Annotated in this window: 23 protein-coding genes; 12 read left to right on the top strand and 11 right to left on the bottom strand. The window is 62.2% G+C overall.

The genetic code is table 11. The features are described from left to right. A partial coding sequence (locus HQN59_RS25195) for an H-NS histone family protein (RefSeq protein ID WP_217704315.1) occupies positions 1-258 on the top strand: 258 nt, incomplete at its 5' end. Positions 259-385: 127 nt separating this feature from the next. Here the strand turns inward: HQN59_RS25195 and HQN59_RS25200 are convergent. The 6 genes from HQN59_RS25200 to HQN59_RS25225 form a co-directional block, all read right to left on the bottom strand. Continuing rightward, a complete protein-coding gene (locus HQN59_RS25200; protein ID WP_176071921.1) occupies positions 386-1,276 on the bottom strand; it encodes a restriction endonuclease in 891 nt (296 codons plus the stop codon). Between the two features lie 534 nt (positions 1,277-1,810). Then, positions 1,811-2,665, bottom strand: a complete 855-nt coding sequence (locus tag HQN59_RS25205; RefSeq protein WP_176071901.1) for a replication initiator protein A — start codon at positions 2,663-2,665, stop codon at positions 1,811-1,813. Continuing rightward, positions 2,662-2,970, bottom strand: coding sequence for an XRE family transcriptional regulator (locus HQN59_RS25210; RefSeq protein WP_246295172.1), 309 nt, complete (start codon positions 2,968-2,970; stop codon positions 2,662-2,664). Before HQN59_RS25210 ends, HQN59_RS25205 begins: the two co-directional genes overlap by 4 nt. A 25-nt stretch (positions 2,971-2,995) precedes the next feature. Further along, on the bottom strand, positions 2,996-3,364 hold the full coding sequence (locus tag HQN59_RS25215) for a type II toxin-antitoxin system RelE/ParE family toxin (RefSeq protein WP_217704316.1): 369 nt from the start codon (positions 3,362-3,364) through the stop codon (positions 2,996-2,998). Between the two features lie 60 nt (positions 3,365-3,424). Beyond that, a complete protein-coding gene (locus HQN59_RS25220) occupies positions 3,425-3,775 on the bottom strand; it encodes a hypothetical protein (protein ID WP_176071903.1) in 351 nt (116 codons plus the stop codon). After that, a complete protein-coding gene (locus HQN59_RS25225; RefSeq protein ID WP_176071904.1) occupies positions 3,772-4,413 on the bottom strand; it encodes an AAA family ATPase in 642 nt (213 codons plus the stop codon). The genes HQN59_RS25220 and HQN59_RS25225 overlap by 4 nt, the downstream gene beginning before the upstream one ends. Before the next feature lie 124 nt (positions 4,414-4,537). On the opposite strand from HQN59_RS25225, the gene HQN59_RS25230 reads away from it, so the two are divergent. Beyond that, on the top strand, positions 4,538-4,852 hold the full coding sequence (locus HQN59_RS25230; protein ID WP_176071905.1) for a site-specific integrase: 315 nt from the start codon (positions 4,538-4,540) through the stop codon (positions 4,850-4,852). A 630-nt stretch (positions 4,853-5,482) separates the two neighbouring features. Here HQN59_RS25230 and HQN59_RS25235 read toward each other — a convergent pair. Together HQN59_RS25235 and HQN59_RS25240 are read right to left on the bottom strand one after the other, a co-directional pair. Beyond that, positions 5,483-5,713 carry a YbdD/YjiX family protein gene (locus HQN59_RS25235; RefSeq protein WP_176071906.1) on the bottom strand — a complete coding sequence of 77 codons (231 nt, stop codon included), beginning with the start codon at positions 5,711-5,713 and terminating at the stop codon, positions 5,483-5,485. Next, a complete protein-coding gene (locus tag HQN59_RS25240; RefSeq protein ID WP_176071907.1) occupies positions 5,710-7,764 on the bottom strand; it encodes a carbon starvation CstA family protein in 2,055 nt (684 codons plus the stop codon). Before HQN59_RS25240 ends, HQN59_RS25235 begins: the two co-directional genes overlap by 4 nt. A 397-nt stretch (positions 7,765-8,161) precedes the next feature. On the opposite strand from HQN59_RS25240, the gene HQN59_RS25245 reads away from it, so the two are divergent. From HQN59_RS25245 to HQN59_RS25255, 3 genes are all read left to right on the top strand, one after another. Further along, a complete protein-coding gene (locus tag HQN59_RS25245; protein WP_176071908.1) occupies positions 8,162-8,821 on the top strand; it encodes a pre-peptidase C-terminal domain-containing protein in 660 nt (219 codons plus the stop codon). After that, positions 8,818-9,276 (top strand): RidA family protein, encoded by a 459-nt coding sequence (locus HQN59_RS25250; protein ID WP_342451322.1) that lies wholly within the window; start codon positions 8,818-8,820, stop codon positions 9,274-9,276. Before HQN59_RS25245 ends, HQN59_RS25250 begins: the two co-directional genes overlap by 4 nt. 88 nt (positions 9,277-9,364) lie before the next feature. Continuing rightward, positions 9,365-10,885: an aminotransferase class V-fold PLP-dependent enzyme gene (locus HQN59_RS25255; RefSeq protein ID WP_176071909.1), complete on the top strand. Its 1,521-nt coding sequence runs from the start codon at positions 9,365-9,367 to the stop codon at positions 10,883-10,885. A 188-nt stretch (positions 10,886-11,073) separates the two neighbouring features. Here HQN59_RS25255 and HQN59_RS25260 read toward each other — a convergent pair whose 3' ends face one another. Then, positions 11,074-12,030, bottom strand: a complete 957-nt coding sequence (locus tag HQN59_RS25260) for a tyrosine-type recombinase/integrase (RefSeq protein WP_176071910.1) — start codon at positions 12,028-12,030, stop codon at positions 11,074-11,076. Between the two features lie 17 nt (positions 12,031-12,047). After that, on the bottom strand, positions 12,048-12,476 hold the full coding sequence (locus HQN59_RS25265) for a VOC family protein (RefSeq protein ID WP_176071911.1): 429 nt from the start codon (positions 12,474-12,476) through the stop codon (positions 12,048-12,050). A gap of 602 nt (positions 12,477-13,078) precedes the next feature. Between HQN59_RS25265 and HQN59_RS25270 the strand changes: the two genes are divergently transcribed. Both HQN59_RS25270 and HQN59_RS25275 read left to right on the top strand, forming a co-directional pair. Beyond that, positions 13,079-13,399, top strand: coding sequence for a hypothetical protein (locus HQN59_RS25270; protein ID WP_176071912.1), 321 nt, complete (start codon positions 13,079-13,081; stop codon positions 13,397-13,399). Positions 13,400-13,417: 18 nt separating this feature from the next. Continuing rightward, positions 13,418-13,768, top strand: a complete 351-nt coding sequence (locus HQN59_RS25275) for a hypothetical protein (RefSeq protein ID WP_176071913.1) — start codon at positions 13,418-13,420, stop codon at positions 13,766-13,768. Between the two features lie 210 nt (positions 13,769-13,978). On the opposite strand, the gene mobQ is transcribed toward HQN59_RS25275, so the two are convergent. Beyond that, positions 13,979-15,799 (bottom strand): MobQ family relaxase, encoded by a 1,821-nt coding sequence (mobQ, locus tag HQN59_RS25280; protein ID WP_176071914.1) that lies wholly within the window; start codon positions 15,797-15,799, stop codon positions 13,979-13,981. A 169-nt stretch (positions 15,800-15,968) separates the two neighbouring features. Here mobQ and HQN59_RS25285 point away from each other — a divergent pair, with 169 nt between their 5' ends. The 5 genes from HQN59_RS25285 to HQN59_RS25305 form a co-directional block, all read left to right on the top strand. Then, a complete protein-coding gene (locus HQN59_RS25285; RefSeq protein ID WP_176071915.1) occupies positions 15,969-16,259 on the top strand; it encodes a mobilization protein in 291 nt (96 codons plus the stop codon). 88 nt (positions 16,260-16,347) lie between these two features. Beyond that, positions 16,348-17,208 carry a hypothetical protein gene (locus HQN59_RS25290; protein ID WP_176071916.1) on the top strand — a complete coding sequence of 287 codons (861 nt, stop codon included), beginning with the start codon at positions 16,348-16,350 and terminating at the stop codon, positions 17,206-17,208. A gap of 74 nt (positions 17,209-17,282) precedes the next feature. After that, the gene (locus HQN59_RS25295) at positions 17,283-17,840 is read left to right on the top strand and encodes a hypothetical protein (protein ID WP_176071917.1); all 558 of its coding nucleotides are present in this window, start codon (positions 17,283-17,285) and stop codon (positions 17,838-17,840) included. Positions 17,841-18,339: 499 nt separating this feature from the next. Beyond that, positions 18,340-18,792, top strand: coding sequence for a DUF2971 domain-containing protein (locus HQN59_RS27160; protein WP_425342775.1), 453 nt, complete (start codon positions 18,340-18,342; stop codon positions 18,790-18,792). A 76-nt stretch (positions 18,793-18,868) separates the two neighbouring features. Then, on the top strand, positions 18,869-19,060 hold a 192-nt coding region (locus HQN59_RS25305), incomplete at its 3' end, for an H-NS family histone-like protein (RefSeq protein WP_176071919.1).

Genomic DNA, 19,060 nt, shown 5'->3' on the forward strand with positions numbered 1-19,060 from the left:
GAGAGCCGCTCCAAGGCCATTGAGCAGATCCAGGCGCTTATGGCGGAGAACGGGTTGACCCCGGCGGATTTGATCAGTGGAACCTCTACTCCTGGCAAGCGCGCCAGCAAGGGCAAGTCGCAGAGCTCGGGCTCCAAAGTGGCCGCGAAGTATCGGAACGCCTCGACGGGCGAATCCTGGAGCGGCCGCGGCCTCCAGCCGCGCTGGCTCAAGGCTGCCCTGGCGGGCGGGCAGAAGCTGGAGGATTTCGCGGTCTGAAGCAAGCAAAGACTGGGGCTGCGCCCCAGCCCCCGGGGAGCTTCACTCCCCCCTGCGGGCTCCCCTGAATTCCGTTTTGAGGGAGTGGTTCCCGGCTGAGCGCGGCGCGCTGAGCCGTTTCAGGCGCTCAGGTTTTCGGCCGTGACCCCCTGCAGCTCGGGTAGCCCGTGCAGCTCCAGAACTGGTTCCGCGCGTTCGGCCCGCGCCTGGCGGTCTTCAGCGTCATTCCCCTCGAGCAGCTCGGACACGTGGGGATAACCGCAGCCTGAGCCGCCGCAGGCTCCTGCCGCCTCACCGGCGGTGGTGGGCTCCGAAGCGGCCTGCCGACGTCCTCCCGAGCTGCGATCGACGCCTTGGCCTGCTGGATCAGTCCGAAAAGCGCCATCCCGTCGAGCAGCTTGACGTTCCGGCCGCTTGCAAACGCGCTCGCCTCCTGGGTGAACTCCCCGGCCGTCACCACGTACCCGCCGGCTGCACCCTGCGCCGCGATCATTACGTAGAGCTCCCGAACGACCTGGACGCTGACCTTGCGCGCTCTCCACTGCTTGCACTGCACCAGGAACTTCTCGCGCTCGCGCCGCAGCACCAGGTCAACGCCCCCGTCAGCGCCGCCGCCACCCGTCTCGGCGACCTCGTAGCCTTGGAGCCGAAACGCCTCCCCGACCAGCATCTCGAATTCCTGCCAGCTCATCGCGTGGAGCGCATCCGGCGCCGTGCTCTGAGCCACCTCCGAGACAAGCCGACCGCGCTTTGCGCGTCTGAGCGCCGAGAGCACGGCGCCGAACACACACGCCATCGGAACGACGATCTGCCCGGCATAGGCCCACCCATTCCAGAGCGCCTGGGTCGCCAACGCGCCGATCTGCCCCGGCTGAACACTGGTGGCCGACATCGGCGTTGCGAGCGCGTGCAGGACGAGGTAGCTCAGGACGGCGAGCCCCAGACAGGCCCACCATGGCAGCCGCGACACGACGTCGATCAGATCCTCGAAGAGGCCGGTTTTCTGTCTTCGAGCCATCGTCCCTCGTCCACGCGGCAGAAAGCACAGAACGCCGCTACAGCCCCGATCCTGCGCCGAGGGCACCCTACCCCCTCACTAGCCGTAGATCGTGGCTCAAACGGGCTGTACGCGAGCCGGCAGCCGCCTTGTTCTTCTGAGCAGTTTTTGGGCGGGGGAGCCGAACCGCGTAAGCGGTTTGGGGGCTGCAGGCCCCGAAGGGGGTCGAGTCCGATGCGCAGGCGAAGCCGGAGCATGACAGGGGGAAGCGGAGCTTCCCCGCGGACTGTTCTCGCCCGCTTTCGCGGGCGCTGTTTTGGGGTCCAGCACGTCTGACGTAGCTCTAGGGGGGAGCGCTTTCGTTAAAGATATTTGGTTAATACCGCGCGCGCGTAGTTAAGAGCGGAGAAAGCCAATGATGACAGGGGCTTACGCGCGTTTCGGTGGGTACTTGGCCGTGTCTATCCACAGGCTGCGGTGGGTACTTGGCCGTGTCTATCCACAGATGGGGTGGGTACTTGGCCGTGTCTATCCACAGCCCAAAACGCCAACACATCAGGCCCCGAGCACGAATGCGTCAAGAAGCGTCTTGGTGTTCTTCGCCGTAAAGAGCGCGCGGTCCAGCTCGCCTTCGTAGCGCAGCCGGTACTCCGGCAGCACGTTGGTGTCGGCAATGCCCTTGACGGCACGCCGAAACTCCTTGAGCGTGGCTTGCGAGCCGGTTTTCTTGTGCAGCAGATTGAGACCAACTGCCCAGCGCGCCTGATAGCCGCAGTGCTTACGAGCAATCTCGTAAAGCCGCCGCTCGAGGCCGCCGCGGAGCCGGAAATACTCGCGGCTGATGGTCAGCACCTCCCGGGCCTGAACGGCGTGGTGCAGCCACTCCGAAATCGTTACCTCGCAGGCAATCATTCGATCATCGGTCGGTGACCGTTCAACGATTCGCCACTCGTCGATCAGGCCAAACGCCTGCTTTAGCCGCACACCGCCCGTTCGAATGTCTGTTTTGATGGTGGTGCCCTTCAGCCGGTCGAGCCCACCTTCCAGGCGCTTGTAGTGGTCGCCGCCGGTGCCCCGATTGGTGGCCACCAGGTAGTCGTAGGCCGTGAAGTGCACCCTCCGGCTCGAGGCGTCTTGGCGGCCCCGATTGCCTCCCTCCATCAGCTGGCTGATGAGGTAGATCAGGATGTCCTTGTCCCAGATCGTTGCCAAGCCGAATGTCGATGGCGCGATGATGACGGTGTTGCCGTTGTGCTCGTAGCGCCGTTCCCGGACGTCCTTCTGCATCGACAGGGCGAAGATGGGATGTTCCATCGTCGCCGTGTCGTCCTTGGGGGCACAGTCGAGGATGTCGGCGACGAAGAAGTCGCGCGTGACGTGCCGCTGCGGCAGCAGCCCTGGCTGTTTCACGCTCGCGCCGCCGCTTGATCAGCACATTCGCCCTCCTCGGCGAAATTGGCGATCCGTACGTCCCCGTCGGGGAATCGGGCCACGATCTCGAGCTGGCCGCCCATTGCCTCGATGTAGTCGCGCAAGGTGCTCACGTACACATCGGTACGATGCTCGAGCTTGGAAACCGCCGCCTGGCTGATATGCAGCCGCTCGGCGACTGCCGCTTGGGACAGAGCCTTGGCTTGCCGCAGTTCGTGCATGGGCATCTCGGCAGCGAGTTCGCGGAATGTCGCCTCAGCGCGCTCTCGTGAGGCCGGCTTCATCTGTGCCTCTAGCTCTGCGAAACTCCTAGCCATCTGACAATCCTTCCTTCTTCAGCGCCTGCAAATGCTCGTCATAGAGCCGATCGGCTTGCGGGACAAACTCCTCGTACCATCGGTCCTGGCCGGTCTTGTCGCCTCCGATCAGCAGGATTGCCGTTCGTCGAGGATCGAAGGCGTACAGCACCCGCAAGGGCCGCCCTCCCCGCTGGATGCGCAGCTCTCGCATGTGACCATGCCGGGAGGTCTGGATGCCGCTGCTGTGCGGATGTGGCAGTTGCGGTCCGAACCGCTCCAGCAGCTTTACCGTGGCCGCAACCCCCTCCTGCTCCACCTCGCCTAAAGAGTTCCACCATGTGCCGAACTCGTCGGTGAACTCGATGTCCCATGTTCGCAATATAACCTCAAAGGAATACTTTCATACATACGGTACTGTATGGTATGGTATGGTATGGTATTACACCAGTTGGTCTAGTTTAGCCTCGATTGCGGGAAGCAGCGTTTTGCGGATAAAGGCCTGCATTGAGTCGGGCGTGTTGGCTGCGATGAAGCGCAGCTTTTCGAGCTCCACCTCCGTCAGCCGAAGATTGAACACTTCCGTTTGCTTGTCGGCGCGTTTGCCCTCCCACGGCCGGGTTTGATTCCCTTCCTGGGCACCGTTCGGGGGAGCCGGTGGCACGGCGAGCACGGCATTTGGCGTAGCCAAGCCGATGCCCGCTTCAACCTCGGGTCTCGTCTGGATCGGCGCGCCGGCGGCGCTGATGAAGTCATCGGCCGTCCTGAGAGTTGGTGAACGGCGGAACTTCATGCGTACACCTCCGCATAGAGCGCTTCCATCTCAGCGCTGGCTTTCGGATCGGTTGGTTGGTACTCGACTACGCCCATCCCGCCGCTCGCCGAACGCCGGTATGACACCCGGTCCCTGACAACAGCCTGCGCCAGCGTGACGCTCTCAAAATCAGCGATCAGCTCTGCGGCTTCCTTGGTGTCGTTCATCGTCGGATTGGTCGGCCCCCGAGTGATGAGAACCTTGGCCCGCAGTTTCTCGTTGAAGCCCTTGGCCTGCTCGACCAAGCCGTTCATGCGATCAAGCGTCCAAAGATCGAATTGCGAGGCTTGGATCGGCACGACCGCAAGATCCGCCACCACCAAGGCCGCCCGGAGCTCTATTGAGTCGCGACCTCCAGCATCGATGACGATGTCCTGGTATCGCCGGGAAAGGTCCTGCAACTCCTGCTGTACGCCCTTGCCGAACTTCTGGATCGACGCGACTCGCGGGTTGATGCCTGCCTCGTCCCGCACCTGGGTCCAGTAGCTCGAGCTCCCCTGCGGGTCCGTGTCCACTAGCAGCACATCGCGTCCATGGCGAGCACGCATTGCCGCTAGATTGACAGCAACCGTCGTCTTACCGGTGCCGCCTTTCTCACCGCCGATAAGCAAAATCATGCCGTTCCGTATGATATGGTATGAGGCGGTACCATACCATAATCTGCGATCGCCGCGGCGCTTGCCTAGTGCTCGAAGGCTCGCGTGCTGGCACGCCTGGGCCGCTACGGCTGGGGCGATCAAGGTGCACGCCGATGACACGCCGGTGGAGGTCGCTGGCGGGGGCGAGGGCAAGACCCGCTCCGCCAAGCTACGCGACGGCCGCCCGGCCGCGTCGGCGCCGATCGCGATACGGGTCGGAGACGTCTACGTGCAGGGGGCGCACCTGGGTTGCGCCTCCACGAAGGTCGGCAAGCAGCACGAGATGCCGTACCGCCACAACCTCGACGAGTACCTGCACGCGTACATCGACGGCGCGAAGCTCGCCGGTGCCGACAACGGATTCCCTGTTCCGCCTCGACCATGGGACGGACTGGAACGCTCCCATAGCTGCCGATGAGTCAGGCGGACGTCTACCGGATGATCGGACGGCGGGCCGCCGCGGCCGAGGTGGACGCGAGCGAGCTCATCGCACCGCCCTGGTTCGACCACCGCGGCTGCCCGAGGGCCTCGCCGAGCGCCTGCGCGACGATGCGCCACGAACAACCCCTTGACTGCTCCGGTCGGGTCTGAGGTTGATCGGACGTTCATATATGGCCGTGGCAGTGCCGAGCTGGCGGCGCGACCTCACGTGCCTCTTGGGCTTCCACGAATTCGAGGAGTTGCTTCACGTTCTGACTGCTTCAACGTCAACCCGTCCTCCGCCAGCCAGCATTCAATGCGCTCAATAGCACGCTGCCCGACCCGGGGAATATAGAGAAGGTCGAGACGAGTCAGCGTGGCGATCTTCGCCTTAGTGAATGGCGGCTGAAGCCCCGTGCGAGCTTCCAGCCATTTAGACCACCGTACGCCAAGCCCGCGAAGGTCATCGACAGTGCACTCCTCGCAAACTGGCATTTTCAATTCGCTAGTCCTCACGAGCCCCTTGGCTCCGACAATGCGAGGGTAGGGCACTTGCGGGCGCCTTGGTGGTGATCGAGCACGAGCGTGCCCACGAGCTCCCTCGTGCAACCCCCAGCCTTCGCGCTGCTCAACAGCAGCGCCCGGTGCCCCGTCCATACCGGGCCTGTTGCCGCTCGCGGAAGAACGTCTCGTAGTCCATGACGGGCTTGCCCGGATGCGTGGCCTCCATATGGCGCACGTAGGCGCCATATGGAGGCACACCCACCATCAGCCGAAAGCTGTCTGCGAGCAGCCGGCCGGCTTTCCCAACATCCTGGGCCCAGTGCGCAATATCCAAGCGACGTGCACCCGAGGTCATGGCGTAGCGGCGATGGCCGGTTCGAACGGCGTCTCGTGAACCGTCGGACGGTTCGCGGCGCGGGCCGCGAAGGCAGAGCGGATACTGTAGAAGAGAATGCTCACGACCACGAACATGAAGAGCGCGCAGAGGGCCGCGTCGAGCCGGTCGTTGAACACGATACGAGACATGGCGTCCGGGGTCTTGGCCGGGGCAAGCAGCTTGCCCTGTGCCAATGCGTCAGCGTAGCGGCTCGCGTGTGAAAGGAAACCCACCTTCGGATCGGCCGAGAAGATCTTCTGCCAGCCGGCGGTGAGGGTGCACGCCAGCAGCCACGCAGTCGGCAGCATCGTGACCCACGCGTAGCGCTCGTGCTTCATCTTGAAGAGCACCACCGTGCCAAGCAGCAGCGCGACGGCGGCGAGCATCTGATTGGAAATGCCGAACAGCGGCCACAACGTGTTGATGCCGCCGAACGGATCGACCACGCCCTGGTACAGGAAGTAGCCCCAGGCGCCTACCGTCAGCGCAGTCGCGATCAGGTTGGCCGGCAGCGAATCGGTGCGCTTCAGTGCCGGAACGAAGCTGCCGAGCAGATCCTGCAGCATGAAGCGGCCGGCGCGCGTGCCGGCATCAACCGCGGTGAGGATGAAGAGCGCCTCGAACAGGATGGCGAAGTGGTACCAGAACGCCATCATTGTCTTGCCGCCGACCACCTGCTGGAGGATGTGCGCCATGCCGACCGCGAGCGTCGGCGCGCCCCCGACACGGCCCAGGATGGTCGTTTCGCCCACGTCCCTGGCCGTCTGCACCAGCACGTCGGGGGTGACAACAAAACCCCAGGTCGAGATCGTCTGCGCGACCGCCGCGGGCGTGGTGCCCACCAGCGCGCCGGGACTGTTCATGGCGAAGTAGACGCCCGGGTCGATCACCGACGCAGCGACCAAGGCCATCACCGCGACAAACGATTCGGCGAGCATGCCGCCGTAACCGATGAAGCGAGCGTGGGTCTCGTTCTCTAGCATCTTCGGCGTCGTCCCGGACGAGATCAGCGCGTGGAATCCCGACACCGCTCCGCACGCGATCGTGATGAAGAGGAACGGGAACAGGCTGCCCGCCCAGACCGGGCCGTTGCCCGCCGCGAACTGCGTCACCGCCGGCATCGCCAGCTTGGGTGCAACGATCAGGATGCCGATCGCGAGCGCGATGATCGTGCCGATCTTCAAGAACGTGGACAGGTAATCGCGCGGCGCTAGCAGCAGCCAGACCGGCAGCGTCGCGGCGATAAAGCCGTAGACGATCAGCATCCACGTGATCGCCTTGCCGTCGAAAGTGAACATCGTCGCGAGCGTCGGGTTTTGACTAACTGCTTGGCCGCCGAAGATCGCCAGCATCAGCAGCACGAAGCCGATCACCGACACCTCGCCGATGCGCCCGGGCCGCAGGTAGCGCAGGTAGATGCCCATGAAGAGCGCGACCGGAATCGTCGCCGCGACGGTGAACAGCCCCCACGGCGAGTCGGCGAGCGCCTTGACGACGATCAGTGCGAGCACCGCGAGGATGATGATCATGATCATGAAGGTGCCGAACAGCGCGATCACGCCCGGCACCGTTCCCATTTCCTGCTTGACGAGGTCGCCGAGGGAGCGGCCGTCACGACGCGTCGAAATGAAGAGGATGATGAAGTCCTGCACCCCGCCGGCGAACACGACGCCCGCGAGGATCCATAGCAGCCCCGGCAAGTAACCCATTTGAGCGGCCAGCACGGGGCCTACCAGAGGGCCCGCGCCGGCGATCGCGGCGAAGTGGTGACCAAACAGCACGTAGCGGTTCGTCGGCACGTAGTCAAGGCCGTCGTTGTGCCGGTACGCCGGGGTCTTTCGGTCGGGGTCGAGCTTGAGCACCTTATTCGCGATGAACAGGCTGTAGTAGCGGAACGCGATCAGGTGGGTGCAGATCGCCGCGACGACGATCCAGAGAGCGCTGATCGTCTCACCCCGACTTAAGGCAACGATCGAGAGCGCGAACGCGCCGAGGATGCCTACGCCTATCCAAGGGAGATGTCGCCGCATGTTTTCCCCTCTCCAAGTCCAAAGGTGCGCGAAGGGCTTTCTAACCTAAAGCAGCGCAGCGCGTGGCGGAAACGCATAGCCGTACGCAATCGTGATGCCGCCTTAATTGCTTAGGCGCGTGCATGCGAGCAAGACACAAGCGTTTCGAAATGTGCTTACACCAGCAGAGGTCCGGCTGGACCGTCCGTATTCCACCTCAGCAGGTCTGCTGTCGTAAGCGCCTTAACAGGCTAGCGATGCCAGGTTGCAGGTGGAGTATGGGAGAGATGCAGCCACAGATCTATCGGAGTGGCGCGCCGTGGCTCTCTGCCGCCGACACTTCCCTCTAGAGCAGCGCACCTATTGACAATCTACGCCGCAATGGCCTACTTGCGGCTCACAAAGGAGGAGACAAGACGTGAACCTATCGACCGTTAAGCTAACAGCTGTTGCGATCGCAACCTTGGCCACCCTGGGTACTGCCCAGGCCGGTGTCTTCAACGAGACTGAACCAAACAACTCCCTGGCTGCTGCTCAGGTGATCAGCGATCCAGGTAGCTCGCAGCTCGTAATCAACGGCACGCGTACGTTCGGTGACGCGTCCGACGACTTCTACCGCTTCATGGTGTCGGTACCCGGCGCGCTGTCGATCACGTCCACCAGTTCCAGCGGGTTTGCCGACTCGATCATGGGTCTGTTCGGTCCAAACGGTAGCTTGCTTGCGTCTAACGACGATGCGGGTCCGAGCACATCGATGTCGGCGATCACGTTCCAAGTTATTGCCGCCGGCATGTACACCATCGGCTTTTCGGGCTTCAATGCAGGTCTTCTGTCGTGCGCCGGGACGGTGACAAGCTGCTACGACTCAAACGACGACTTTGCCTTTGACACCTTCGTGGCTGGAGGCGGTGAGGGCGGCAGCACCGGCTGGTCGTACACCATCACGGCCAACCAGACCGCCGCCGCGATCCCTGAACCAGACACCTATCTGCTGTTCGGCATAGGCATGGCCATGGTTCCGTTGGTACGCCGGCGTGCCCGCAGATCGACGTCATGCGGCAAGGGAGCCGCCCAATGACAAAGCTCTCGGGCATGCGCCCGGCCGCGATCGCGCTGTCGGCCAGTCTTCTTATGGTGGGCTGCGGAACCATGCAGAAGGAAGTGCTGGCGACGAAAAACGCGCCCGAGGCGATCGGGCCCTACTCGCAAGCGATCAAAACCGGCCCGATGGTCTTCCTTGCGGGTCAGATCCCGATTGATCCCAAGACCAATCAACTGATGAAGGACGCGAGCATCGAGGATCAGACGAAGCTGGTTCTCGAGAACCTCAAGGCCGTGCTGGAGAGCTCCGGCATGACGATGGAACACGTCGTCTCTACGTCGGTCTTTCTGAAGGACCTCAACGACTTCGCGAAGATGAACCAGGTCTACGGCACGTACTTCAAGACCTCGCCGCCAGCCCGGGCCACCGTCGAGGTGGCGCGCCTTCCTCGCGATGTCAAGGTTGAGATCTCGGCCATCGCGGTTCGCTGATCTCACACACGCCGAGCCTTGGGGTCGCAGTTCACCAGGACCGGTCTAGACGACCAACACACTGCTCTCTCAACCGAATGAGGAATAGATGACAAACCGTTTCAGTGAATCACAAGCCAAGGCCCTTGCGCTCGAGGCTCAGGAACGTCTCAACGAGAGCCGCCGAGGCTTCTTCAAGGTACTGGGTGTCGGCGCTGCCGCCGCGAGTGGCTTGAGCGCGGCGGTGTTCAGCCCCGAGGCCCTGGCCTACGGCGGACCTTTCGCTCCGGCATTCGGCCTAGACCCTGGTCGGACCTTCATGAACATCGGCACCACGGGCTCGACGCCGATCCCGGTGCTCAAGAACCTCGCCGCGAACAACGCGGCGATTGCGCGTGACCCGACGCTCACGTTTAACACGCAGGACATGCGCAACATCATTGCGCCGGGATTCGGGGCCGATCCCTTTGAGCTCGTGATGTCGTTCAACACCACGGACGGGATGAACAAGATCCTGAACGGGCTGAACTTCAGCGCCGGCGACGAGATCATCACCACCAATATGGAGCACCCGGGCGGCAATTCGCCGATGCAGGTCGTCTCGGATCGTCTCGGGGTCGTGCTCAGGCGGGTGAACCTGCCGACCAGCGACGTGTACAGCGATGCGTTGGTGCTTTCGCGCTTCCAAGCCCTGCGCACGAACCGAACCAAGGCCATCGTCTACTCTTCGCCTCCGTATCTCACGGGCATCCGTCTCCCGGAAAAGATGCTCAATCTGTGGGCCGCGGCCAACGGGATCTGGTCGGTGCACGATGGTGCACACATCCCGGGGATGATCGCGTTCGACATGCATGACTCCGGCATTGACTTCTTTGCGGGCGCGGGCCACAAGTGGCAGTGCGGTCCGGGCCAGACCGGCATCATGTACGTCCGCAACGGCACATCTGCAACGCCCTACACCAAGAGCGTAACCACCGCTGGCGTCACGTCGACCATCACGGTGCCGGGTTACTCGAACACGACGCCGCTGGCGCCCTTCTGGCCGGTCGGCAGCGGCGGCTACTCGGCAACCCCGGGAACTGCGCTGCAGGGCGGCGTGCGCGATCCCGCAGACAACATCGCTGCGACGCTGATGAGCATCGGCAATCCGTCGTACCCCGCTCTGCGTGCTCTGCAGGAGTGCTGCCAACTCTGGGACATGTGGGGCCGCAAGACCATTGAAACCTATGACCTCTCGTTGGCGCAGTATCTGCGCAGCCGGCTCGCAGCCATCTGGGGCAACCGCTCGATGGCAACTCCATACGATGCAAACCTGCCACATCACGCACAAGTCGCGCTCACGTCGTTCAACCCGTTCTCCCCAGGTTATGACTACAACGCCGACCTGACGCCGGCGCAGGCGACGCAGCAGACCACGGCTTCGACCAATGCGGTCAACGCGCTGCGCGACGTGCACAAGATCGTGATCCGTAATACGGCCACGCCCCACACGCTGCGCAGCAACCCGAACGTGAACGCGGCCGCTGACGCGTTTTCGCATCCGCTACGGATTTCTACGCACCTGTTCCACACGCCGGCTGACGTCGACAACCTGGTCACAGCCCTGCTCGCGACAGTCCCGCATCCTTAAGCGCCTCGCTGCAAGGCGCTTTGGCGCAGCGCGTGCCTAATGGGGCACGCCTTTCCTTTGACACGATACCTGGCCGGTTCTCGTGCTTTGGGGGCTCCCGACCTTTGGCGACTTGTGCCGCCGAAGGTCGGGTCGCGCCGCCCGACACGCCTCCCGTCAACTGACGTTGCGCTGTCGATCACGGCGCTTCAGTACGTCACCTTGAACGTCGGGCTGTCCTCCGGCCGCGTCTTCCGGTGGTCATAGATCCGTGTTGTGGCGATGTTCGCGTGGCCCAGCCACTCCTGCACCTTGGCAATGTCCGCTTGGTGGTCGAGCGCGTTGGTGGCCGCCGTGGCGCGCAGCGCGTGCGCCCCGATCTTGAACCCCAGCTTCGCCGAGTAGCCCTGGACGATCTTGTAGACCGCATCCGGCGTCAGCGCCGCGGCTGAGCCCGCAGCGCGGCCGTTGTGGAGCGGCCGGAAGAGGGCGCCCGAAGCTTCCTCCGCATGCCCAGCCGCCTCGAGGTAGTCGGCGATCAGCCCGCTCGCTGCCGGATGCAGCGGCACGTAGCGCGTCTTGCCGCCCTTGCCGGTCACTTTCAGGTGCGCAACCCCGCGCCGCTCGTGCCTGGAGTCCTTGACGCTCAGCCGGCAGAGCTCGTCGCGCCGTAGCGCGTGATAAAGCAGGGTGGCAAGGATCGCCCGATCCCGCTTGCCCTTGACCGTGGCCACGTCGGGTGCGTCCAGGAGCTGGCGCGCCTGGTGATCGCCGATGGCCGGCGTCTTCCCCTCGTAGCTGTCGACGGGCGGGCGCTTGACTCCCTTGACCGGGTTGTGGGTGACGGCGTTCCGCTCGCAGAGGTACTCGAACAGCGACGACAGCGCCGCCAGGCGGTGCCGGATGGTCTGGCCGCTCAGGGCGCGCTGGGCGAGCTCGTCGCGCCAGGCGATCACATGCGAGCGCGTGACCTGGCGGAACTCTTCCGGCCCTGCGATCCCGGTGAACCGCACGAAGTCCTGCAGCGCGTTCTCGTAAGCGCGGCGCGTCGCGCCGTTGCGCAGGTTCGCGAACCACTCGAGCTCGGCTGGAACGGCAGCCAGGCCCTGGAAGAGATCGGCGGTTAGGCGACGCTCGGTGCTGGAAACGACCAATTGGTCGGTCATGAGGCCGGTCGAGCTCACTAGAGCCCGGCGTCACCGTGTGTCGACCAGGGGTCATAGGTGCCGATGTTCCAGAGCCGTCCCTCGTGGTCACGCACTGAGAAGCCGCGCCCGCCATAGCCCTCGTCCCGGATTGGTATGACCACGGTCCAGCCTTCGACCTCGGCTCGAGCGAGTACCGCGTCGGCATCGCCGACCACGACGTAGACGCTCTGCGTCTCGAAGCCGCCGATCTCATCCGGCTGACGAACGAGCTTGCCGTACTCAGAGCCGTTGCCGACCGAGCCCAACATGACCATCCCGCCTCCCAGAACCAACTGTGCATGAGCGATCGAGCCGTTCTCTCCAGGTACGACAAGTTGAGCCTGGAATCCGAGCACGCGGCAGAGCACGTCGATCGCGCGTGGCCCATCGCGATAGCGAAGGCAGGAGATAGCGGTAGACCTCATGGTTGGTGCTCGTAAGTCGCCGAGCCAACATCCTACTATCGATAAAATATGTTATCAATAGACCAAGCGATGCCCGGTTGCCGGAGGGCGTCACTCGGCACCGATCGTTCCCCGCTGCGATTCGAGCAACGCGGCGAACTTAACGCGCAGTTTCACTGAGTGGCGACGGTTCCTCGCTGCACTGGTGGCGGTCCCTATACGGCCCTCAGCCTCCGCCCGATCTCTTGCTTGCGGCAAGCGAACGACGCGGCGTCAGGATCGCCCTGACGGCGTGTCAACTAAGCCCGCTTACGCATTGTCAGTGCTACCCTGACGCTAGACGCTCGCTACAGCGACGTCTACGTTCCTTTCATTTGCAAATCCACTCACCATCTAAGTAAATCAACCCGTCACATATTAGAGTCGCACACTAAACCAACACATCAAAGGAGAATCATGGACGCTGCAAACAAAACAAGCATATGCCCACGCCCTAACGTAGGGCCCTGACCTCACTCAGCACGCGCGACTAACAACAGTCGCCTCGCCAACAGCAATCCGGACAGCACCGAAAGTCGATTGCGCAAGCCCTAATAACAGGGCGTCCGGGTATGGGGGTCATTATGAAGGATTCCACTTTTAGCGCGTTCGCGGAAGAAAACGTTACCAAAAAAGTATCTAAGAATAAAAATGTACCCGCGACAGAACAAAATGTGTTACTGCTACTGAAGCAACTAGAACAAGAAGGCAAGCCGACGCACGGCCCCGCTATTGCCCGCGCATCCAATGGAACAATTACTGTGAGTTCGATCTACAAGCTACTCGATCGGCTCGCTACTCGCGGTTTGGTGGCACGCGCCGAGGTCGATGTTGCCCTGGGTGACATCACAGTAAAGCGCGTTCACTATCAAACCATTTCAAGCAATCACAAGGTCAATCAATGATCTGAAATGGAGTGAACGATGAGCAAGTTCGGCGGGGATCCGGCGCACGACTACGAGTTGACGGTCGCGTGCGGTGAACGTTTGACAAGAGCCGCTTCGAAGCGGCCGCTAGTTAAGGCGGGATTGGAGGTGCTTGGCGTCGAACGCATGCTGCGGGATTACGCGACCTACTGGCACGAAGCTCAGTCGGACCAAGAAAAACACCTTATCTGGTCAGACTACCGCAAAAACGTGCGGGACTGTATCCTGCGCGTTTTAGGTATCCACTGGGTTGTCGGCGGTTCCATTCATTTAGTATTCTACGACCTTCGCTTCACGCTGCTTCTCTTGGTCGTTATTACTATACTGATCCGCAATATAACCCGCTGATCGTCAGCCGAACTTGCTTGGACCAGGCCATATCCTGGACGGGGGCTGCGTCTATAGATCGCAGCCTTTTTTATGAGGACTTACTTAGGCTTTAGCTACTTGAGGCTAAAGTTCATGCAGGAGGGGGTGTGGCGTGACCCGGCAGCCGGCTGGCATCGTCACGCCGCCAGCATTAGCAGTGCTTTGGCCATACTGAAATAGATCATCCGGTCATCGCTCGATGCCCCGATCCCGTGCGCGCTGTACCTGGCGGACGGGTTCGGGCTGCTCCTTCCCCTTGACTTGAATCGATTTGCCCTGCTCGATCGCCGTCGCGATTCTTTGCCGCGACCGCTCCGTAACTTGTTGTCGCTGCGGCAGCGTCACCCCCTCGGCTTTGAGCTTTCGGTCGAACGCCTCGAGCAGGGTGTAGGCGTCAGCCAGCTTTGGGTGTTGCTTGATGGCCTCGTCCCGCGGGAGGCTCAGGAACACGGCTGCAGCGACGCGGCGGTGCGCTTGCAAACGAGCCTTGTCGACGGATTGCCGCTGTTCGGGCGTGGCGTCGTGACCGATCGCACCCATGATCTGGGCCAGTCCGTCCCAGGCACGCGCCACGTCCCACTTCTCCATCAGGGTGAGCGGTTCGTTGCGCCTCGCCTTGTCCCTCAACGGCTGGGTGCGCTCCCATTCCCGCTTCAAGGCCAGCAGCTGCTCGGACAGCTGAGACGACGGACCCGGCGCAGCAGATCCAAGGTGGCGCTCACGCAGCGCTTCTGCGGCTACCACACGGGCTTTTGACGTTTGTTCAGGCTCCCGGCGAGCCTCCCGCAGTGGGTTAGCGGAGGCCGCAATCGTCTGGGCCCACTGCCTGACGCGTTCGGGCGAGGCAACTTCGCGAAGCCGCTGCGCGAGCTGCTTAGCCTGCTCCGCAAGCTTCCAGCCAAGCGCCTTCGCCCGTTCCCAACCGGCCATGGCGGCCTGGTGCCCCTTTTGCTGGAATACGGCCAACAGCCCTCGGGGCGCCTGCGGACGCGTCTGCGCCAATTTCCGATAGGCCTCTTCGCGCCTTGCCCGACGCTGCTCGGCCTTGGCCAGCACACGCCGGACGCGCTCGTCCCGCTCACGCGAGCGGCGGGCGATCTCCGCGCCGCGATCGACGGAAGCAGCCGGCGCGACCTCGGCAGCAACCGCTGGCTTGGTTCTGGAGTTTCTTGCTACCGATGTTTTCCGCGCCGTGGGCTCGAGCAGGCGGATCTCGTCCTTGAGCTCACGCACGGCGCGCTTGTTCTCGATCCGCTCCTTCGCCTCAGCAATCACCTGGCGGTTGATATCACCGAGCCGGCTCGAGATTCCGTCCCGCTCCAGGCCAGTGGCGTGTGGCCCTAGGTGCACCGTCGGATCGCGGTCAATTCCTTGGTCTTTAAGACTGCGCCGATCAATCCTCTGTGCCTCGTTGGCCTGCTCAAGGTGCCGATTGGCGGCCACCTCCCAGAGCCGCCTGATGTGCTCGATCTCGGCCGCGCCATCACCCAAGCCCAGGCTCTTGCGCTTGGTATCGGAAAGCTCAATCGCCGCTTTCTCTCCAAACCCATCCCGCCCAAGCTTGCGAGTGCTGGTGAGGATATGCGCGTGGTACCCCTGGTACCCCTTCTCCGAGCCGTCCCAAGCCTTGAGTTCGTCTTTGTGAACGTTGAAGTCGACTGCAACCCCATAGCGGTCCGCCAGCCCCTGCGAAAAGTCCCGCACGAGCTCGATACCCTGCGCCCGCGTCAGCTCCTTTGGGATCGCCACCTCGTAGTCGCGCGCGACCCGGGCGTCCTTCCTCTTTTCAGCCGCCTCGGCCGCGTTCCAGAGCGCCGTGCGGTCCTCCGCCCAGGCGGGGGCACCCGGCGGGACGAGGATCTCGGAGTGCACGATGTCGCTCTTGCGGGTGTAGTCGTGCACCTCGCCGGTCCGGTGATCGACGATCTCGGCACCGGCGCGATAAGCCGCAGCGGCGGTCGCCGAGCGACCCGCGGCGCGGCTGATCGGCTTGACGGAGAGATGGAACATCGCGAGGAGGGAAGCGGCTGGCGTTACGGTAGCTTGCGCGAGCAAGCGGACATTGTTTGCGGAGCAAACCGCACGGACTTGCGTAGCAAGTCGTAAGTGCGCCCTTCGCTGCCGCTCGGGAGCCTCATGCTAGCATCAGCTGCCCTCTCCGCCACCCGTGGTTCTCGCGATGTCGCAAGCGCTCACCAAGCTCGAGGCCTCTATCGAGGCGCAGCAGAAGAAACTCGCGCAGCTGAAGGCTCAGAAACAGCGCATCGAGGCGCGCCAGCGCGCCAAGGAACAAGGCCTGGCCCGCAAGCAGGACACGCGCAAGAAGATCCTGGCGGGCGCCCTCCTCCTGGAGCTGATGGAGAAGGATCCGGAGCTACGCAAGCAAATACTTGGGAAGCTCTCTACGTTTTTGAGCCGCCCCGACGATCGGGCACTGTTTGGGCTTCCTAGCGGCCACGCTTCTGAGTGACTCGACGCCCTGCACCCGTGGCGGGGTTATGCAGCCCCTGCAGTGTTACGCAGCAGGCAAGCGCCCTATATCACGTTAGGCCCATCTGATGCGCTTCTCTTCTCGTTTGGCGGCCAGCAAGGGCGCTTCCGCCGTTGTCCTTGAAGACGCACCGCGAGCCACTCGAATCGGCTATATCAAGGGCATCCTGGGCGAGTTTGTTGGTACGCAAGGCTCCTATCGTTCCCGATCCGAGCCGCTGGACGCACAAGAAACCCACGAGGCGTTCAGCGCGTTGGTCCGTGATGAGGCCGATCCCTGGGACTACGATAACCAGAGTGCATGGGCTGCACTTGTGGCTCATCTGAAGGAGTGTGCGTGGCCGGAGTTCTATGATTTCGTGGAGTTGGTAGGCGTCCTGCTTCTCAAAAAGGACGAAGACATTCCGTTCACGGATCCCGACTATTTCAAGGCCTACCAAACGAAGGTGAACGCGCTTCTACAAGAAGACAACATCGGCTGGAGCCTCAACAAGGACGCGCAGCTGGTTCGGCAAACTCCTAAAGCGCTCTCAAAACGCGTCGAGCTTGTCGGCTCGTCGCTCGGCGATCGGTTCGAAACCGCGCGGGTCCACTACCAAAAGGCGCTCAAGTATCTCTACCAACATCCGCTTGATGAGGCCAACAGCGTAAAGGAGATTGTTAGCGCCGTCGAGAGCGTTGCCCGTATCCTGCACCCCAAGGCGAGCACGCTGGGTGAGGCGATCAAGCTCATGCGGAAGGACGCCAAGTACTCGACCCAGTTGCTCGAGGCGTTAGAAAAGCTTTACGCCTACTCGAACTCCACGCCGTTAGTCCGCCATGGCCATGCCAAGGCCGGGAAGCCGCTTCTTGCGGAGGCGGAGCTCGCCCTCTTCATGGAAGTTTCCTTCATCCGCTATCTCATCGAGGTCGGAGATGGAGGCGTCTAACCCCTCCATTGAGCGAACGTCCCAAGGGCCGCTTCGCGCCCTTTCGCCCGACGCTTAGGCCTCGATTCGCCCGAATGATCGAAATCGCAGGTCTCCTCCTCGCAGTTGTCGGGATCGTCTTCGCTTTCGACACGCCTCGCCGCTACCTTGTTGGTCTGTTCTCTGGTGGATCGCCCGAGAAGGACGTGCGGGCTGGAAGCTCTATGCCCGTCGTCGACATCTGTCACAGAGGCATCTCTGTTGAGGAAGTCGGTACATGGCGCCTCCGCTTCGACATCCCGTACTGCGCCGGGAAGAACGCGAACGCTCACAACGTCAAACTGCAATCCGCCGTGCTGCGCGTCGACGGCCAAAACATCGAGCGGTTGTCCGCCTTCGGCGACGATTTCCCGGATGGGATATCACTGACCTATGAGACAGGCAAGTCAATTACGTACACGTTGTCGCCCCTTGATGCCGCCGCAATAGCCTACCTATACATCGCTGTTCGCGGAAGCTACACGGCCGAGTCGGGCGATAAGGTATTCCCAGTCTTGGACATTTTCAAGTTCAACAGTCTCACAAAAAGCTGGGTAAGGACGCTGGGCGATGAAGACAACAGAATTCGGGCCTTCGTTCGCGCTGAGCCCTAACCAGCCATTCGAGCGGACATCGCGTGCAAACAAGGGACATAAAGCCTAGTCCTGGATTGGACGTAGGGGCCGCAAATACACATCACAATGGTCACTGCTGACTGCCCTCGCCGGCTTTATAAGTACTTCCCACCAGAGCGCGTCGGGGTACTGACGGCCATCACTCTCCGTTATTCGCCACTCGGCGCATTTAACGATCCATTCGAAGGGCGTCCAGAGGTTACCGCTCTTGCTCCCGACGCAGAGGCGGTGCGGGCCTTCGAAAGAATTGCTCCCCGACGAAGCGCGTGCGATGCACGAAGCCCTTCCAGTCGAAGTCAGGGCGGCCTTTCCCCTCTCCCGCCTCTTGCCGATTCTGCAGGAATACGCACGAACCAAGCATGTCGAAATGCTTGCCGCACTGCGGTCGGTTACATCCCCTGCTGTAGCTCTTATACAGCACAAGTTCGACGAACTGATTGGCGCGCTATGCCTGTCCGAACAACCCGACAGCCTTCTTATGTGGTCGCACTACGCTTCGAGTCATACCGGTTTCGTACTAGAGTTTGACGCACACCACGATCATTTTTGGCAGCAGCGATCACCTCAGGACGAATTACGACATCTAAGGCGCGTTGTTTACCGGGATACTCGTCCAAGCGCAACGCTTACAGAGCTTGACGGCTTCGAATGGTTCTTGGTTAAGAGCTCGCACTGGTCGTACGAACGAGAATGGCGAATTCTTCGGGCGCTCTCGGAAGCCCAGAAGATTATTCCGGCTAAGCCGCACCCAATCTGCCTATTCGGTTTCCCCCCCTCCGCGATATCATCCGTGATACTGGGCAGCCGAGCGTCCGCCGAAACCCTAGCGCAAGTAGAGGCGTCTCTAGGTTCACACTCGGGGTATCGCGCGACGATCCGTCGCGCGATGCCTGATCCGACGCATTTCCACTTAAATATACGAGACGTTTGACACAAGCGTAATGCCGACGCCGTAGTTCCGTTAATAGGATAGGCTATCTATCCCACAACTGACCACGAGAGGCTACATGGCTACTTTGCAGGAACTGATCGCTCAGAAGGAAGCTCTCGAGCGCGAGATCGAGAAAGCGACGGCGGAGAGCCGCTCCAAGGCCATTGAGCAGATCCAGGCGCTTATGGCGGAGAACGGGTTGACCCCGGCGGATTTGATCAGTGGAACCTCTACTCCTGGCAAGCGCGCCAGCAAGGGCAAGTCGCAG

Source organism: Rhizobacter koreensis (assembly GCF_013366375.1).
GTDB lineage: Bacteria > Pseudomonadota > Gammaproteobacteria > Burkholderiales > Burkholderiaceae_C > Schlegelella_A > Schlegelella_A koreensis.

What these genes read in the sequence shown, in the direction of transcription:
- HQN59_RS25200 (WP_176071921.1), bottom strand. Translation starts at nt 1,276, where the DNA reads ATGGCTCGAAGACAGAAAACCGGCCTCTTCGAGGATCTGATCGACGTC.
- HQN59_RS25210 (WP_246295172.1), bottom strand. Translation starts at nt 2,970, where the DNA reads ATGAAGCCGGCCTCACGAGAGCGCGCTGAGGCGACATTCCGCGAACTC.
- HQN59_RS25220 (WP_176071903.1), bottom strand. Translation starts at nt 3,775, where the DNA reads ATGAAGTTCCGCCGTTCACCAACTCTCAGGACGGCCGATGACTTCATC.
- HQN59_RS25225 (WP_176071904.1), bottom strand. Translation starts at nt 4,413, where the DNA reads ATGATTTTGCTTATCGGCGGTGAGAAAGGCGGCACCGGTAAGACGACG.
- HQN59_RS25235 (WP_176071906.1), bottom strand. Translation starts at nt 5,713, where the DNA reads ATGACCTCGGGTGCACGTCGCTTGGATATTGCGCACTGGGCCCAGGAT.
- HQN59_RS25240 (WP_176071907.1), bottom strand. Translation starts at nt 7,764, where the DNA reads ATGCGGCGACATCTCCCTTGGATAGGCGTAGGCATCCTCGGCGCGTTC.
- HQN59_RS25250 (WP_342451322.1), top strand. Translation starts at nt 8,818, where the DNA reads ATGACAAAGCTCTCGGGCATGCGCCCGGCCGCGATCGCGCTGTCGGCC.
- HQN59_RS25255 (WP_176071909.1), top strand. Translation starts at nt 9,365, where the DNA reads ATGACAAACCGTTTCAGTGAATCACAAGCCAAGGCCCTTGCGCTCGAG.
- HQN59_RS25260 (WP_176071910.1), bottom strand. Translation starts at nt 12,030, where the DNA reads ATGACCGACCAATTGGTCGTTTCCAGCACCGAGCGTCGCCTAACCGCC.
- HQN59_RS25265 (WP_176071911.1), bottom strand. Translation starts at nt 12,476, where the DNA reads ATGAGGTCTACCGCTATCTCCTGCCTTCGCTATCGCGATGGGCCACGC.
- HQN59_RS25270 (WP_176071912.1), top strand. Translation starts at nt 13,079, where the DNA reads ATGAAGGATTCCACTTTTAGCGCGTTCGCGGAAGAAAACGTTACCAAA.
- HQN59_RS25275 (WP_176071913.1), top strand. Translation starts at nt 13,418, where the DNA reads ATGAGCAAGTTCGGCGGGGATCCGGCGCACGACTACGAGTTGACGGTC.
- mobQ (WP_176071914.1), bottom strand. Translation starts at nt 15,799, where the DNA reads ATGTTCCATCTCTCCGTCAAGCCGATCAGCCGCGCCGCGGGTCGCTCG.
- HQN59_RS25285 (WP_176071915.1), top strand. Translation starts at nt 15,969, where the DNA reads ATGTCGCAAGCGCTCACCAAGCTCGAGGCCTCTATCGAGGCGCAGCAG.
- HQN59_RS25290 (WP_176071916.1), top strand. Translation starts at nt 16,348, where the DNA reads ATGCGCTTCTCTTCTCGTTTGGCGGCCAGCAAGGGCGCTTCCGCCGTT.
- HQN59_RS25295 (WP_176071917.1), top strand. Translation starts at nt 17,283, where the DNA reads ATGATCGAAATCGCAGGTCTCCTCCTCGCAGTTGTCGGGATCGTCTTC.
- HQN59_RS27160 (WP_425342775.1), top strand. Translation starts at nt 18,340, where the DNA reads ATGTGGTCGCACTACGCTTCGAGTCATACCGGTTTCGTACTAGAGTTT.